The organism is Vreelandella titanicae BH1 (genome assembly GCF_000336575.1).
GTDB classification, from domain to species: domain Bacteria; phylum Pseudomonadota; class Gammaproteobacteria; order Pseudomonadales; family Halomonadaceae; genus Vreelandella; species Vreelandella titanicae.
This window is the reverse complement of sequence record NZ_AOPO01000002.1, coordinates 185,307-200,487: the sequence shown is the minus strand read 5'-3', so window position 1 is coordinate 200,487 and position 15,181 is coordinate 185,307. Positions and strand designations below refer to the sequence as shown.

Annotated in this window: 14 protein-coding genes; 4 read left to right on the top strand and 10 right to left on the bottom strand. The window is 54.5% G+C overall.

Annotated elements, in window-relative coordinates; translation table 11 throughout:
• Window positions 1–4: 4 nt before the first annotated feature.
• Window positions 5–1,822: an SEC-C domain-containing protein gene (locus HALTITAN_RS05470; RefSeq protein WP_039858284.1), complete on the bottom strand. Its 1,818-nt coding sequence runs from the start codon at window positions 1,820–1,822 to the stop codon at window positions 5–7.
• Window positions 1,823–1,959: 137 nt separating this feature from the next.
• The gene (locus HALTITAN_RS05465; RefSeq protein WP_009286497.1) at window positions 1,960–3,201 is read right to left on the bottom strand and encodes an ABC1 kinase family protein; all 1,242 of its coding nucleotides are present in this window, start codon (window positions 3,199–3,201) and stop codon (window positions 1,960–1,962) included.
• A 213-nt stretch (window positions 3,202–3,414) separates the two neighbouring features.
• Between HALTITAN_RS05465 and HALTITAN_RS05460 the strand changes: the two genes are divergently transcribed.
• Window positions 3,415–5,337, top strand: coding sequence for a DNA topoisomerase III (locus HALTITAN_RS05460; protein WP_039858283.1), 1,923 nt, complete (start codon window positions 3,415–3,417; stop codon window positions 5,335–5,337).
• 108 nt (window positions 5,338–5,445) lie between these two features.
• Here HALTITAN_RS05460 and HALTITAN_RS05455 read toward each other — a convergent pair whose 3' ends face one another.
• Together HALTITAN_RS05455 and HALTITAN_RS05450 are read right to left on the bottom strand one after the other, a co-directional pair.
• Complete coding sequence (locus HALTITAN_RS05455; protein WP_009286495.1) at window positions 5,446–5,961, bottom strand: MgtC/SapB family protein; 516 nt, start codon at window positions 5,959–5,961, stop codon at window positions 5,446–5,448.
• A 233-nt stretch (window positions 5,962–6,194) separates the two neighbouring features.
• A complete protein-coding gene (locus HALTITAN_RS05450) occupies window positions 6,195–7,100 on the bottom strand; it encodes a LysR substrate-binding domain-containing protein (protein ID WP_009286494.1) in 906 nt (301 codons plus the stop codon).
• A gap of 119 nt (window positions 7,101–7,219) precedes the next feature.
• Between HALTITAN_RS05450 and HALTITAN_RS05445 the strand changes: the two genes are divergently transcribed.
• Window positions 7,220–7,921, top strand: coding sequence for an FMN-dependent NADH-azoreductase (locus tag HALTITAN_RS05445; protein ID WP_039858281.1), 702 nt, complete (start codon window positions 7,220–7,222; stop codon window positions 7,919–7,921).
• 56 nt (window positions 7,922–7,977) lie between these two features.
• Here HALTITAN_RS05445 and HALTITAN_RS05440 read toward each other — a convergent pair whose 3' ends face one another.
• From HALTITAN_RS05440 to HALTITAN_RS05415, 6 genes are all read right to left on the bottom strand, one after another.
• Window positions 7,978–8,298 (bottom strand): DUF1330 domain-containing protein, encoded by a 321-nt coding sequence (locus HALTITAN_RS05440; protein ID WP_027959211.1) that lies wholly within the window; start codon window positions 8,296–8,298, stop codon window positions 7,978–7,980.
• Between the two features lie 75 nt (window positions 8,299–8,373).
• Window positions 8,374–9,009, bottom strand: coding sequence for a LysE family translocator (locus HALTITAN_RS05435; protein ID WP_027959210.1), 636 nt, complete (start codon window positions 9,007–9,009; stop codon window positions 8,374–8,376).
• Window positions 9,010–9,059: 50 nt separating this feature from the next.
• Window positions 9,060–9,467 (bottom strand): VOC family protein, encoded by a 408-nt coding sequence (locus tag HALTITAN_RS05430; protein WP_027959209.1) that lies wholly within the window; start codon window positions 9,465–9,467, stop codon window positions 9,060–9,062.
• An 80-nt stretch (window positions 9,468–9,547) separates the two neighbouring features.
• A complete protein-coding gene (locus HALTITAN_RS05425) occupies window positions 9,548–10,087 on the bottom strand; it encodes a GrpB family protein (protein ID WP_039858279.1) in 540 nt (179 codons plus the stop codon).
• A 34-nt stretch (window positions 10,088–10,121) separates the two neighbouring features.
• Window positions 10,122–12,077 (bottom strand): M48 family metallopeptidase, encoded by a 1,956-nt coding sequence (locus HALTITAN_RS05420; protein ID WP_039858278.1) that lies wholly within the window; start codon window positions 12,075–12,077, stop codon window positions 10,122–10,124.
• Window positions 12,078–12,095: 18 nt separating this feature from the next.
• Entirely contained in the window at window positions 12,096–12,692 is a 597-nt protein-coding gene (locus HALTITAN_RS05415; RefSeq protein ID WP_176316235.1) for a LemA family protein, read from the bottom strand.
• A 337-nt stretch (window positions 12,693–13,029) separates the two neighbouring features.
• On the opposite strand from HALTITAN_RS05415, the gene kynA reads away from it, so the two are divergent.
• Both kynA and kynU read left to right on the top strand, forming a co-directional pair.
• Window positions 13,030–13,866: a tryptophan 2,3-dioxygenase gene (gene kynA, locus HALTITAN_RS05410; protein ID WP_027959205.1), complete on the top strand. Its 837-nt coding sequence runs from the start codon at window positions 13,030–13,032 to the stop codon at window positions 13,864–13,866.
• Window positions 13,867–13,949: 83 nt separating this feature from the next.
• Window positions 13,950–15,179, top strand: a complete 1,230-nt coding sequence (gene kynU / locus HALTITAN_RS05405) for a kynureninase (protein ID WP_009286489.1) — start codon at window positions 13,950–13,952, stop codon at window positions 15,177–15,179.
• Window positions 15,180–15,181 lie beyond the last annotated feature (2 nt).

Here is a 15,181-nt window from a genome sequence, read left to right as displayed (position 1 = left end):
TAAGCTAGCGGTGTGTTTCGAGCCAGTCCAAGGCCCCTGGCGTAGTCCGCCACTGATCGCGCATCAAGGTGCGGTACTGCCACGCTTCCGCCCGGGAGCCGGGGTCAACTTGACCATCGGGGTGAGGCATGGAAGGCCGCGGACTATCTGCGCAAATTAGCTCTAACGCGTAGCGGTTATGGCCAAGCACATCGCCTAGCGCCGCTTCTGCCGCCTCACGCTGCTCTAACCGATAGAGTGCCAGGGCTTTACCCATCAAAAGCCCCAGTACCAGCGAGCCGTCGTCGTCACTCTCTTCCGCAAGTGCCAACGCTTCCTCGTTGCGATCATCACGCAGCAGCTGGTCAAGTACCAGCTCGCGCAGCCCTAAGCTATCTTCCTGGTCGATCAGCAGTAGCTCTTCGGCCAACTCGCGGGAGTGCTGACGCGCACCGCGCTCCATGCCGACCACCAGCGCTAACCCTGTGCGTAGCAACATGGCGTTGTTGGCATCGTCCCAGCACAAGTTACCGTCGCCTTCGGCGCGGGCTTGTTCCAGCCAGCGCGAAAGTCGAAGCGCCAGTGGCTCTAGTAGGCTTGGAGCCATCCACGGCAGGCTGCCAAAGCGGCTGGTGAGCGCCAACGTTAAGTCCTGCACAACCTGTGGGGCGTCCAGCCACTCGGGATGTGCACAGAGTGCCGACATCCACTCAATGGCGTTGCCCCAGGGGTCATCTCGGAAGCCCAACGCTACGTCTTCATCCACCAACACCTGAAACTGCTCATGCCAAGCGGCAAACAGAGTCTCTTCACGAGCACTGGTGTTATATAGCAATCGCCCACTTTCAGGGTCAGCGCTCACATCGATTTTGGGGGCAGTGGGCAGCGCGGCCAGCAATGCCTGAAGCGCTACCAGCGGCGTTGCCAGATCCTCTTCCGCACTCAGCAACTGATCGGCAAGCGTCGCGCCGGGGTTATCCGCCAACGCGGCTAAAAAATCCAACTGATCTTCATCCAGATCACCCTGTCGAACCAAGCGGCGATACCAGAAATTAGCGCGCTCTTTGGCTTCCTGTTCGTGCCCTTCATGCAGCAACAGCATAGCTTCAATGTAGGCCAAGGTAGGCGAATCAGGTAGCGCCTGCTGAGCCTTCACAAAGGCACCGCGGGCACTATCCAGGTCATCGTTATCCAAGTGCATCAGGCATAAACGCTCAAGAGCCACGCCACGCAAAAACAGCGGCCCCCGCTCCATCACATCATCAAGTAGGTCAGCACGTTTACGGCTAAAACCGCGCTCTTGATAAATATCCAGCAGGATTTCAAAGGCAGGCTCGGCCTGCTCAGGCAGCCGTGACCAGTCACTACCATCGAAGAGTGATTCAAGGATTTGCATAGCGCGGCCCGTCTGGCCGCTTTCAGCAGCAATCAACCCGGCTTCCAGTAGCGCTTGAGCCGGAGCCTGTTGGCTATCCAACGCGGCTTTCAGGGTCGCGCCCTTCCATTCGCGCAGCGAGAGCATCCACATCATCTGATCGGGGATCTCAGTGGGAAACTCGATCTGATAGCAACACTGCTTGAATTTGCGCCCTGAGTCACACCAGCACGGTTCATTACGCCCCGGCGTGGCGAGGGGCTCACAGGCAAAGTCGAGCCGCTCTAGCGGTGTTTGCGACCACAGCACTGGTGCCAGCGCTTGGGCCATGGACACATCGCCTTCAAATGAATCCGCGCCTTTGGCACGCACCCAGGTCATAAAATCCGGATAGTGTTCTTGTTGCCTGATTGCCGAGAGTGCCCCGGAGGCGAATCCCAGCAGCTGATCGACCCATACCGCCAGCATTGCCGTCTCCATGTTGTGACAGGATGGCTTGTTAAACGATGTCGTGTTCAACGATATCGAATTAAACAATGACCTGTTTAAAAGCGGCATAGTTTAGCATGAAGGCCGACATGGTCGCAGTGGCAATCGGTTGATCATTAATAGGCTCGATGTAATAGCGGAAGCGTGCGCTCGTGCATATTCAGTCGCGCGCCCAAACGCACTAAATTCCAATAGTGGCCGTTCAGCGCCCGGGAAAGCAGCAGCGTTTCTGCGGGAGGCTGTAGGCGATCCATCGCCGCCCACACTTTAGGGGTTAGCTCGCGCAGACGACGGTGCACCCGCACATCGCTGAAATCCTGCTCGCCCGGCTCAAACAGTGGCGCGATACATTCAGCAGATTCACGATAGAGCGCCAGCGGCGCGCCCTGCCCCTGGCGGCCACCCATTTGCATCAAGGCTTCGTCCATCCCCATGGGGTCATGCTTCAAGGTGGCATCCAACAGTTGCATCATCGCCTTTATACGCGCATCGGGGACCGCAATTACCGCGCCCAAATCGTAAATCACCAGCCGCCCTTGGGCATCGGCTGCGAAATTACCCGCATGGGGGTCGGCATGTAGTTCGCCGTAGGTAAACAGCTCTTGGGTAATCCAGTCTGCTAATGTCTCGGCAATGCTCTGGCGCGTCGTGTCATCTGCCTCGGCTAATTCGCGCAATGGCGCTCCTTCCACGTAGCGCATCGCCAGCACATGAGGGCCGGAGAGCGCTGGCAAAGGCTCGGGAATCACTAGCCGTGGATCATCCTTATAGCGCTCACGGTAACGGGCCAACGCAGCAGCTTCGGCGTGATAGTCCAGTTCCCCACGCAGGCTTTCGGCGAGCTCTTCAAACAGCGCGTCCAAGCGCGCCTGGGGTACTTTAAACCAGCGGCCTAAACGCATAATGCGTCGCACCTGGATTAAATCGCTCTCCAAAACATCAGCAAGGCCGGGGTACTGCACCTTAAGCACGACCGTTTCTCCCTCATGAGTGGTCGCGCGGTGAACCTGCCCCATGGAGGCGCTGGCAAAGGGGCGCTCCTCGACTTCGCTGAAATAGTGGTCAATGTCGCCGTACTGCTGAACCAGCGCTTCATGAATACGTAGCCAGGGCATCGGTTCGGCCTGGCGCTGCAGGCGGGCAAGCTCCTCGGCGAGATCGGGCGGTAGCAGATCGTCCCACTGGGACATAATTTGGGCAAGCTTCATGGCCGGGCCTTTAAGCTCTGAAAGCCCCTCAAACAGCGCTTCGCCCAGGGCTCGCCAATCCGCTTGGCCACCTAAACGGGTTTTCAGCAGCGCTCCACCGGTGCGTGCACCCAATCCCATTAAACGTCGTGTTCTACCTTGATCACGCATTGATGATGCCCCTTAAATACCAGCCCTGACCATCAAATAGATTGCTATCAAACAGATTGCTAGCCAACAAAACTATTTGTACATAATTTATACAACTTAACAGTATCAGCAATTTATCGCATCACTACATTGACCTGCCCCCTCTGGCGCCAATGCTGGCCAGCGTCTGCTACCATAGGCGCCATCAAAGGATACGATGAAGGCTTCGCTGCTATGCGCCTGATAATTGCCGAAAAACCCAGCCTCGCCCAAGCCATTGCCGAGGCGTTACCGGGCACTAGCAAACGCCAGGAGGGCGCGGTGCTATGTGGCGACACCACGGTCACTTGGTGCTTAGGGCACTTATTAGAGCAAGCGCCACCGGAAGCCTATGACCCCGCTGACAAACAGTGGCGGCTGGATCGGCTTCCTATCGTGCCGCAGCAGTGGAAGCTGATGCCACGCCCCAAGGCGCGTGGGCAGCTCGCGGTGATTCGCAAGCTGATCAAACAAGCCACCGATGTGGTTCACGCGGGTGACCCTGACCGCGAAGGTCAGCTGCTGGTGCAGGAAGTGATCGAGTACATGAAGTACCGTGGCCCGGTACAACGGCTGCTGATCAGCGACCTCAATAAACCTGCAGTGAGCCGGGCGCTTGCCAAGCTACGCTCCAACGCCGATTACCAGCCGCTGTTTCAGGCAGCCCAGGCCCGCTCTCGCGCCGACTGGCTGTATGGCATTAACCTAACCCGTGCCTGGACACTCACCGGCCGACAAGCGGGGCACGACGGTGTGCTTTCTGTCGGCCGTGTGCAAACCCCGGTACTGGGATTAATCGTGCGCCGCGATAACGCCATCCGTGATTTTGTGCCCCATCCGTTTTATCCACTATGGGTGGATCTCAAGGTTGCCCAAGGTCAACTGCGCGCCTGGTGGGTGCCCAAAGAGCACCAACCCCTTGACGATCAAGGCCGTTTGATTGACCGCAGGCCCGCCGATGAACTGGCGGCTCAGTTACCCGGCGCATCAGGGCAACTCACCAAGCTCGACCAGCAGGAGAAACGCCAGGCACCGCCGCTGCCCTACTCGCTATCAGCCCTTCAGGTAGATGCCGCCCGCCGTCATGGGCTTTCCGCGCAGATGGTGCTGGACATTTGCCAGCGGCTCTACGAGCGCCACAAGTTGATCACCTACCCGCGCTCCGATTGCCGCTACCTACCTGAAGAGCATCTTCAGCTTGCCCAGCGCAGCCTGACCAGTGCTTGCCAAAACGATGATGCGCTTCAGCAGTGGCTGAATGGAGCAGACTTTACCCTGCGCTCCAAGGCATGGAACGATAAGCAGGTCGGTGCCCACCACGCCATTGCCCCCACCGGAAAACCGGCAGATTTCAGCCAACTCTCCGCTACCGAAGGCAATGTGTTTCGGTTGATCGTGCGCAACGTGATGGCGCAGTTCTACCGTCCTCTGCGCACCTTCGAAGTCAAAGCCGAATTTACGCTGCTTAATGAAGCCTTCCGCGCCCGCGGGCAAAGCATTCTCGACCCCGGCTGGAAACCGCTATTCACTACTCGGGATGAAACACCACCGCTGCCACCACTCACTCAAGGTGAGCCCTGCCAGGCGCTGGGCGCAGGCGTAGAGGAGAAGGAAACCCGCCCACCGGAACCATTCACCGATGCCAGCCTGATCAAGGCCATGATGAACATTGGCCGCTACGTGGACGACCCGGAAGTGCGCCGTACGCTTCGCGACACCGATGGCCTGGGCACCGAAGCCACCCGGGCGGGCATTATCGAAACCCTGGTACAGCGCGGCTACCTGGTACGCCAGCAAAAAGCCCTGCGCGCCACCAAGCTTGGCACTGCCCTAATCGCCGCCCTTCCCAGCGCCGTAAGCACGCCTGAACGCACTGCGCTATGGGAACAACGCCTACGGGCGATTTCCGAACAGCAGGACGACCCTGGCGCGTTTCAGCAAGCGCTGCTGGATGATTTACGCGGCCTGCTCACCCACAGTGACGCTGCCAAGCTCAGGCAGAGCCTGCAAACCGCCCAGGGTGAGGCCGGTGGCCCGCCGAAACGCACGGGTAAGCCGAGAAAGAGCTATGCAAGAAGGAAAAGCCCCAGTGGAAGAAAGAAGGCTTCCAACAAATAATAATTATACCGTCTGGATGTAGTTCCCTGATTATAAAAAGGCGAGGCCTTACCAGAGGAGTTAACTCTCTGTTCATTCACGCCCTCTAGTTTTTGCATTCGGCTCCCATCAAATATCGGTATTATCTTCGTCATCGCCCAAGGACGAAGACTTTTTCTTGCTGATTGAACCGGAAAAGAAAGGCACTACATAGAGGACTACCCAGGCCAGCAGCGTACACAAAACCGCCGTCTGCTCGCGTCCTAGGCCTACGGCTATGCCAATTGCCGCCGTCAACCAAACCCCTGCCGCCGTGGTAAGCCCTGACGTGCCTTTTTCATCTTTTCGGGTGATGATGGTGCCAGCACAAAGAAAACCGATGCCAGCAATAACGCCTTGGATGACCCGGCTCATTTCCGCATCAGAGATACCCGTTTGCTGAGGTATAAATATAAACAAAGCCGCCCCCATACAGACCAGCATATGGGTGCGTATTCCAGCGGCCTTGCCTCTCTGCTCTCGCTCGAGCCCCAATAGACCGCCTAGTACAGCCGCCAACAGCAAGCGAATCACAACAATGATGAATTCACTCAGGTCATTAAAATCCGAAAACTCGGATATTATAGTATTAATAATTACTTCCATCGTTTCGTTCCTTGATTGCCAGAGCGACGGCTCTTAAATACTATGAGTTGAATTCAGGGGAAACAGCATTTCTCACCTGCAGTAGGACGAGCATCAGCTCGGAGATACACTTTAGAAGCTCCTTGAACAACAGCGAAGCTTCGAAGGTCATCCAGCAGCGTGGTCTGTTAACCAAGTCAGTAAGGTGGATGGGTAGCTTGCCTATAAGATAACGGTATAAAAGTCCTCCACTATCAATTCATCAACGTACACAACCCACCCGGCACCGCCAAAACCCAATCACTGATCGCTTGAATGGTTGGGTCATGCCGTCGGCTTTCTGGGTAGACCAGAAAGAACGGCTTACCTTCAAATTCGGGGCCGAAAGGTTGCACCAAACGCCCCTCTTCCAACTCATCCTGAATCAACTGGCGGCTCATCAGCGCTACACCCTGCTCCCCAACGGCAGCCGAGATAGCGTGGGTCTCATCAGAAAAGACCAGCCCGGCACTCACGTCCAGCCCAGGTACCTTTGCTTCTTTCTGCCACGTCGCCCAATCCAGTGGTGATGATATGGCCCCCTGACTGCTGAAGTGAATCAATGGGTGCAAAGGTAGCTGTTCTACCTCGTGTAGACCAAGGCGTGGGCTACAGGTCGGGATAAAGGTGTTATCAAACAGCTTCTCGGCGACCAACCCTGGCCAACGGCCATCGCCATAGCGAATGGCAATGTCTGCCGTTACCCCATCCAGAGGAACCGACTCATGCGAAGCATGAATACGCAGATCAATATCTGGATGGGAGTCGCGCAGCATACACACCCAGGGCAGCAACCAGCGCACCGCAACCGCTGGCGTTGTAGAGAGCGTAACGGTTTGGCGAACAGGTACAGCACTCAACCGCTCGACAACATGACTAATGCTATCAAACGCAGTCTCCAGAACCTGCAGTAGCTCACGGCCCTGAGGTGTCAGCGCCAACTGTCGGGGTTTACGTAAAAACAGCGAAACGCCCAGCGCCTCTTCAAGACCCCGAACCTGATGGCTAATCGCAGTGGCGGTAACGGATAATTCCTGCGCCGCCTGCTTGGCACTTTCATGGCGGGCAGCGGCTTCGAAAGCTCGTAGTGCTGAAAGCGAAGGTAATCGGCGATGGTTCATGAATGAGCTTCACTCATCTATAGCTGCAAGAAAAGATCGTTTGTTCAGGCTGAAAGGCACAGCCTAAGCTAAGCCTGTTGTTAATCATAGATGAGTTCAACTCAGATTAGGAGGCCACCATGACACACATCCTGCATATAGACGCTAGCGCCCGCCCCGGCATTGCTGGCACAGATAACCATGGTTCGCATAGCCGCCATTTGACTTATCAGTTTGTTAGCCAGTGGCAATCAGGCCGGCCACAAGACACGGTTACCTATCACGATATAGGCCAAAACCCACCGTCGATTATCAGCCACGACTGGATTGCCTCTGCCTTCGCTCCAGAAGAGCGACGAGAATCCTGGATGAAGGCCGCACTGACAGAGAGCGACCAGCTGATTGATGAGTTAATTGCTGCTGATATTGTGGTAATCGGAACGCCGCTTTACAACTTCGGGATGCCTGCCGCCCTCAAGGCGTGGGTCGACCAAGTAGTACGGCCCGGCCGAACGGTAGAATTCGATGACACCAACCCGATAGACCCTTACATACCCAAGCTCACAGACCGAAAAAGGCATGCCGTTGTGCTCACCGCTAGAGGCGGTGTAAATATGGCGCCAGGTGAAGAAATGGCCCATATGAACCACCTTGAGCCACACTTGGCCACAGCACTGGCATTTATCGGCATCACTCGCGTTCACTACATCGCGATCGAAGGGCAGGAAGTGGGCGGCGAGGTATTGGCCAAATCGGTTGCTGCCGCGATACAGAAAGTTGAAACGCTTGTTGAAGAGTTGCAGGTAGTGTTGGAAAGCACGCCATCACCTCAACCGGCCTAAATTATAGTTAATGATCTTTCATCGTAAATACGCTGAAGTATAAGGAGTGGCTATCGCTACCCAAGGATGTCCGCTCCTTTATGCCCTTCTGGTACACCTTGAACTAATAGCACATCGCCCTCTGTATTCCGGGTACGCAATGGGCGGATCGCTTTATAAGCAGCCGAGTCATACCAACCTTGCGCATGCTCCATGGAAGGAAACTCAATCACCACCATATCGCCTGCCCATGCCCCCTCAAGCGGAATGTATGGCCCACCATGCACGCGGTATTTGCCCGAAAATGGTGCGAGGGTTGCATCAATGCCTTCTAAATATTGTTTAATTTCAGGATCGAATCGGGTTTCGCGGATAAGAGCAACGGCGTAGGCAGGCATTATCATCATCCTCCATTTCAACGAAAAGAGACACCCGCCCCCAGCACTTCAAAAGTAAAAATAGCATCACGTAGCCTATCTTGCACTGGCTGCCAACCGTGCACCCAACGCGACGAAAAGTGCCCCCAAGCTTCTATCCATCCACAAACCAACGCGTGGCTTTCTCTTTAAGTAAGCACCCAACTTAGCGCCAGCCAGAACCAGAGGAGGTTCTATTAAGGCAGCAACTGCAATAATAAGGCTGCCATGCAATAAAAGCTGTGCCTCGGCTGGGCCAGCGCCTTCCACGATAAATTGCGGCAGGAAAGCCAGAAAGAAGATAGCGACTTTGGGGTTTAGCGCTGATACCAGCATGCCCTGCCAATAAACAGCGGAGAGGTTCTTGTTACCCGGCTTTTCTGCAGCGACAAACTGATCCCCTTGAGACAGCAACATTTTAATACCGAGCCATATCAGGTAGGCGGCCCCTACCCATTTAACAATCGAAAACGCCAATGCAGAGGTGGCTAAAATAGCCGAAAGACCAACTGCAGCCATTACTACATGGAGCGCCGCTCCTGTCCAAATCCCAAACATAGCGGCAAACCCTTGTCGTCGCCCGCTACGTAATGTTTGCCCCAGTATGTAGGCAATATCTGGCCCCGGCGATAGGTTCAAAAGCACGGCCGCTGATAAAAAAGTCATCCAGTGCAGCAATGTATACTCAAACATAAGCGCTCTCTTGTATTTTTCCGTTGCCAAGCTAAAAGAATGTTAACGTGCTAGCTGGAAAGGTTCAGCTGCCAGGAAACGCCGTATTTATCATTCAACCATCCGAATTTTTCACTAAAGCCGTAATTATCTAGAGGCATCAAAACCTTACCTCCATCGCTCAATGCTTTAAATACGTCTTCTATTTCTTTCTCTGAGCCGCACTCAACGTGTAACGACATTGATGGCGTAAAACTGAACTGATGGTCGTAATAGCTATCCATTGCCAGGAAGAGAGTGCCGTTTATCGAGAAGCGGGCGAGCTTAACTGCCCCTTCGGGATCATGCCCCCCAGCTTCGACACGCTCGATATCGATGATTTTCGAGTTCTCAAATAGCGAAGTGTAAAACTTGATAGCTTCTTCGGCTTTACCGGCCTGATCCCCCACAAACATTAGAGATGTTTTGATAGCCTTCACTTTAACCTCCCATTTCATTTGACGCGCTAAGCGTTACTGTAGAAAGGTCTGCAAAACAGACGCGACATTGACTGCTGTGGTTAAGAGGCATTCTTGAGCGCCTGTTTAATGAAATCCCCTTTCGCCGCCGTATAGGCTTCTCGGTCTGACGTAAATTCCGCCGCCCACAGGCGCTTCTTTTTCTCATACCGTTGCGAAAGCTCAGTATCAGCACGCAGTTTATTGCGAAAATCCAACCGACGATGCCACTCCTCGCTGCCATACACCATCAGATGCAGATGATGCGTCCTACGCCCCTCGGCCCATCGCATTAACCAACGCCGCCCGACCAAGGAAGCGTTGTACGCTAATGATGTCGCATATTTGGCACGGCACAACGGCTCCAATAAGTCATCGGCCCTGGATATTGAGTCAACGCCTGCCAGAATATCGATGATCGGCTTGGCCGAGAGACCAGGAACAGCGGTACTTCCGATGTGCTCAATGGCTAGGAACTCATCTGGAAATAAATCTAGCAGCCTGTCTCGCTCCTGCTTAAATAGAGTTGGCCAAGCCGCATCATATGGAAACAGCGCGACCTCCTCATGGATGGCTCGATTTAAAGATTCCGTTTCATCCATGGTTGAGGCTCCCCCCTTTAGCGCGAATGGCTGCCTATGCCTCATCTGATAACAGTGGCGGCATTGGGCAATCGAGAATATCGGCCATGGCACGGAACAGTTCGGCTTCGGCGGGCAAAATACGTCCGCTATGTTCAATACAGCGCGCCATCGCTTGCAACAGCGCGGGCTTATGCAAAGGCTTTAAACGTCGCAAGCGCTCAACCGCCAGGCTGAGTGCACGCATATCACTTATATCGTCAGTGGCCCTCAATGAGAATGGCAGCTCACGCTCAGCGGCATTAAGCGCAGCGCTTCTCTCAACCGGGTCATCTTGCCCGGCGGTGGCAAGCACCGTCAGTAGCATCTGACACTCCCGTTGCAGGTCGTTTATCTTGAGGTTTGCAGGCCCACTGCCTTGCTTGCTGATGTTATTCAACACCAACTGATATAGCGTCCACTCCAACAGGCTGACCTGACCATCTGCCTCGATCAACCGTTCCATACAGAGGCGAAAGTGTTGGGCCTGCTCCATTGAGAGCGAGCGTAACGCTGGCAGCGCCAGTTCAATCAGTGGCAAGCGTAACTGTACATCCAGCCTCAACATTTCAGGGCCATAATCCATCAGCGCTCGGTAAACATCTGGCAGTGCAACTTGATGCAACGCCTTAAGCTGATGATGACGCATTGTCTTATCCTGGCTGAGCAGCAGCGAATAGACCAAAGCACGGGCAGCATAAGGCTCATGGGCGGCGGTTTTAATCCGCTCAGGCAGCGCCTCTAGCGTTGCTCTAGCTTGGGCAAGGTGGCGCTGACCAGGCTGACCCATGGTGTTAATGGCCGCTTGTGCAGAGGCTCCGGTTAACACAGCCGCTGTTGCTCCCAATCCGGCTCCTCGCCCAAGCGTCGGATCCGCGCCAGACCGCTCATTGTTGTATTCTGGTTCTGGTGCGTCACTCTCGGCTTGCGGGGTGGGCAAAGTGGCTTCGAAGCGGCCATTCCAGTCCGGCATTACCCGCTTGATGCGATCTTTAAGTGGCGGGTGGGTGGCCATCATTTGGCTAAACCCCTGCCGCACGCCTTGACCGAAGAACAGGTGGCTGAATTCCGCCGCTTGTGTCGCTTGCAGGTGAGAACCCTGGCTGTGCGAGCCGATTTTAACCAGTGCATTACCAATCCCCTTAGGGTTGCGGGTAAACTGCACCGCAGAGGCATCCGCCAGATATTCACGCTGCCGACTAACCGCCGACTTGATCAAGTTACCAAAGAAGGTACCCGCGTAGCCGATCAGCATTAGCGCCGCCCCCAGCGCTAAAACGACAGCGCCTGAGTTGTCACGTTTTCCACCGCCCACCCGTCGAAAACGCATACTACGCAGCAGTGTACCGCCCAATAAGCCAATGATTAGAATGCCATGGAGGATGCTGATCAGGCGCATATTCAACCGCATATCACCATGCAGAATATGGCTAAACTCATGAGCTACGACGCCCTGCAGCTCATCCCGCGTCAGGTTTCGGATCGTGCCACGAGTAATCCCGATCACTGCGTCATTGGTTTGATAACCTGCGGCGAAGGCATTGATGCTCTCCTCCTCCAGCACATACACGGAGGGCACTGGCGTTCCAGAGGCAATCGCCATCTCTTCAACCACATTGAGAATACGCCGCTCATCAGCATCACGGGTATTAAGATTGATCTCGCGTCCACCAAGGGCTTCTGCCACTACCCGGCCACCACGCCTTAGCTGACTGCGTTTAAATAGCCCGCCCAGCACCACGACGGCCAACACCGCAATAGCAACGCCAGTGACCAGTTCAATCGAGAGTGCCGACCACATCCCCTGAGCAGAAAGATTGGTTTGTGTAGCAGATTGCTCCCCCATTAGATGCAGCGCGATGGTAATTGCGAGCGTGGTAACAGCAATCAGGGCGAGTACTGCCAGTACCATCAAAACGACCAGACGCCCGGTTTTACGACGAGCTTTATCCTGCGCGGTAAAAAAATCCATGTCGCGTTTTCCCTGAGCTTAGAACGACACCGTCGGCGCCACTTGAATCTGGGCACTGTCTTCAAACTCTAACAACGAGGCATCCTGCCCATGGCCAAACATCCCCGCCACTGCCACTGGCGGGAAGCTCTGCCGATAGGTGTTGTAGTGCATCACGGCGTCATTAAATGACTGCCGCGCAAAGGCCACCTTGTTTTCAGTGCTGGTTAGCTCTTCTGACAATTGCTGCATATTTTCTGAGGCTTTTAGATCCGGGTAGGCTTCCATGACCACATTGAGCCGCCCCATTGCCTGAGTCAGTGCACCTTCTGCGCCGCCCAGGTCTGCCATGGCTTTGGCACTGCCTGGGTTTGCCGCGGCCGCTTTTAGCCCAGCGGCGGCTGTATTACGAGCTTCGATGACGGACTGCAGCGTCTCCCGCTCATGGCTCAGATACCCTTTGGCAGTTTCGACAAGGTTAGGAATCAGGTCATGCCGACGCTTAAGTTGCACTTCAATTTGCGCAAAGGCGTTCTCAAAGCGATTTTTCAAAGACACAAGTCGGTTGTAGATACCGATGACGTAAAACGCGATAACGGCGATGATCGCCACGGTGATGATGATAGTGAGCACTATGGTTCTTCCTTATAGTAGGCATTCGTCAGTAAAAGCCGGTCTATGAAAAGCTAGACAATGAATGCCTAGCTAGTGAAAAAAGTAGCTACCAAGTTCAATATCCGACGTTCACACATCACTTTGCAAGCTTAGGGAGAAAGGGAATGTCGACATAGCATTGCTCAAGATCACCTTTCTCATAAAACACTGTGATCGTATCAGTACCTGCTCGAAACGATTATCGAGCAGGGTCTGAAGCTCGCCGCCGGTATACTCTGGGACTTAGGTGAACCTAAAGAACAGGCTTGCAAACAAACGACAACAACCACACATTGCACAGCAACCAAGGCAGAATAAAATGACGACTCCTGAAGAAAACAGCGTCGATAATGAAGCCATTCATTGGGATCAGGATATTAGCTACGGCCAGTACCTGGATCTGGAACCTTTGCTTGCTTGCCAAAATCCGGCTTCTGATGAACACGATGAATTACTCTTCATCGTTATCCATCAAGTATCGGAGCTATGGATCAAACTTTGCCTTCACGAAGCTCATGGTGCCGCAGCGCATATTCAAGAAGATAACCTGCGCCCTGCTTTCAAGATGCTATCGCGGGTTTCCAGAATTCAGGAACAGCTTATCAAGGCCTGGGAAGTGTTGGTCACCATGACCCCCGCCGACTATGCCAGCTTCCGAGACAGCCTTGGCCAAAGCTCTGGGTTTCAGTCCTATCAATATCGGGAAATGGAATTCCTGTTGGGTAACAAGAACGCCAAGCTAATCGAAGCCCACAGATCAAAACCCAAACACTACCAAAAACTTCAGGAATCCCTCCACTCGCCCAGTCTTTACGATATCGTGCTGCAGCTGCTTGCCAAACGCGGTTTCAGCATCCCGGAAAGCAAAACCCAACGCGATTGGAGTATTCCCTACACCGCCAGTAGTGAGGTGGAAGCGGTCTGGACGGAAATCTACCGCAACAGCGAACAACACTGGGATCTATACGAGCTTGCTGAAAAATTGGTGGATGTCGAATTCAACTTTCAGCGCTGGCGATTCAGCCACATGAAAACGGTCGAGCGTATCATTGGCTATAGACGCGGCACAGGCGGAACGGCTGGGGTGAACTATCTGGTCAAAGCGCTGGATCTTCAGTTCTTCCCGGAACTGTGGAGTGTTCGGACGACGATATAAGCACTTGGCGCGCTGCTGCGCACCCAGTTTAACTACCGTCTTGATATTCAAAACAGCGACATACAATTTTTCGGAGCAGCCATATGCCTGTAAGCCTGGATAGTGTTCGTGAGCGTGACCGCCAAGACCCATTGGCAGACTTTAAAAGCCATTTCGCCCTGCCTGAAGGCGTGCTTTATCTTGATGGGAACTCACTGGGCGCTCAACCGAAGGCCGCCAAACAGGCGGTCGATGAGACTCTGGATCAATGGCGCGACCAACTGATCAAAGGCTGGAACCAGGGCTGGTTCGATGCTCCGGAACGCTTGGGCAATCTGCTAGCCCCGGTGATTGGTGCGCAACGCGGTGAGGTAAGCGTCACTGACAATATCACGCTAAATATCTTCAAGCTGCTGGGGTATATCCTCGGCCAAGGCAAGGAGGGTCGCCAGGCGGTTCTTAGCGAAGGCGGCAACTTCCCGACCGATGGCTACATCGCCCAAGGCTATTGCCAGGTGAGTGGCGCCGAGCACCGCTTCCTGCCCGAAGGAGGCAACTTGGCCGAACACCTCGACGGTGTAGCCGTGGTGGTACTGAGCCAAGTTAATTACCGTACTGGCAAATTACGCGATATAGCCACCACCACGAAACTGGTGCACGACCACGGCGCGGAAGTCATCTGGGATTTGGCCCATTCCGCAGGCGCACTGCCCATTGATCTAAACGGTTGCGGTGCTCGCTACGCCGTAGGCTGTACGTACAAGTACCTTAACGGCGGCCCTGGCGCGCCAGCTTTTTTATACGTGCATAGCGATCACCAAGACAAAGGTTGGCAGCCGCTTTCCGGCTGGCACGGCCATGCATCGCCCTTCGCTTTTGAAGCGGATTACACCCCAGCGGGGGATATTTCCCGCTTTCGCACTGGCACCCATTCGGCACTTGCCTACGCCGCTCTGGAAGCCTCACTCGCCCTATGGAGCGAGGTGGACATGCAGGCGCTGAGAGAAAAAAGTCTGGCAATGAGCGACCTGTTTCGAGAGTGTTTAAGCGATATTTTTACCACTCATAATATTGACGATATAACCCCATCAGCCAGTGAGCGCGGCAGCCAGGTATCACTGGTGGATAGTCAAAACGGCTACGCTATCGTTCAAGCCTTGATTGCCCGCGGTGTGATCGGCGACTACCGGGAACCCGGCCTAATGCGTTTTGGTTTTACCCCGCTGTATCTCAGTTTTGAAGATGTTTGGCAGGCCGCCCAGCACTTCCGCGAGGTAATGGAAAGCGGTGAGTACCAGGATCCGCAGTTTCATGTGCGTGATGCCGTTACCTAATA

What these genes read in the sequence shown, in the direction of transcription:
- HALTITAN_RS05465 (WP_009286497.1), bottom strand. Translation starts at nt 3,201, where the DNA reads ATGCGTGATCAAGGTAGAACACGACGTTTAATGGGATTGGGTGCACGC.
- HALTITAN_RS05440 (WP_027959211.1), bottom strand. Translation starts at nt 8,298, where the DNA reads ATGCCTGCCTACGCCGTTGCTCTTATCCGCGAAACCCGATTCGATCCT.
- kynU (WP_009286489.1), top strand. Translation starts at nt 13,950, where the DNA reads ATGCCTGTAAGCCTGGATAGTGTTCGTGAGCGTGACCGCCAAGACCCA.
- HALTITAN_RS05450 (WP_009286494.1), bottom strand. Translation starts at nt 7,100, where the DNA reads ATGAACCATCGCCGATTACCTTCGCTTTCAGCACTACGAGCTTTCGAA.
- HALTITAN_RS05445 (WP_039858281.1), top strand. Translation starts at nt 7,220, where the DNA reads ATGACACACATCCTGCATATAGACGCTAGCGCCCGCCCCGGCATTGCT.
- HALTITAN_RS05470 (WP_039858284.1), bottom strand. Translation starts at nt 1,822, where the DNA reads ATGCTGGCGGTATGGGTCGATCAGCTGCTGGGATTCGCCTCCGGGGCA.
- HALTITAN_RS05435 (WP_027959210.1), bottom strand. Translation starts at nt 9,009, where the DNA reads ATGTTTGAGTATACATTGCTGCACTGGATGACTTTTTTATCAGCGGCC.
- kynA (WP_027959205.1), top strand. Translation starts at nt 13,030, where the DNA reads ATGACGACTCCTGAAGAAAACAGCGTCGATAATGAAGCCATTCATTGG.
- HALTITAN_RS05425 (WP_039858279.1), bottom strand. Translation starts at nt 10,087, where the DNA reads ATGGATGAAACGGAATCTTTAAATCGAGCCATCCATGAGGAGGTCGCG.
- HALTITAN_RS05460 (WP_039858283.1), top strand. Translation starts at nt 3,415, where the DNA reads ATGCGCCTGATAATTGCCGAAAAACCCAGCCTCGCCCAAGCCATTGCC.
- HALTITAN_RS05455 (WP_009286495.1), bottom strand. Translation starts at nt 5,961, where the DNA reads ATGGAAGTAATTATTAATACTATAATATCCGAGTTTTCGGATTTTAAT.
- HALTITAN_RS05420 (WP_039858278.1), bottom strand. Translation starts at nt 12,077, where the DNA reads ATGGATTTTTTTACCGCGCAGGATAAAGCTCGTCGTAAAACCGGGCGT.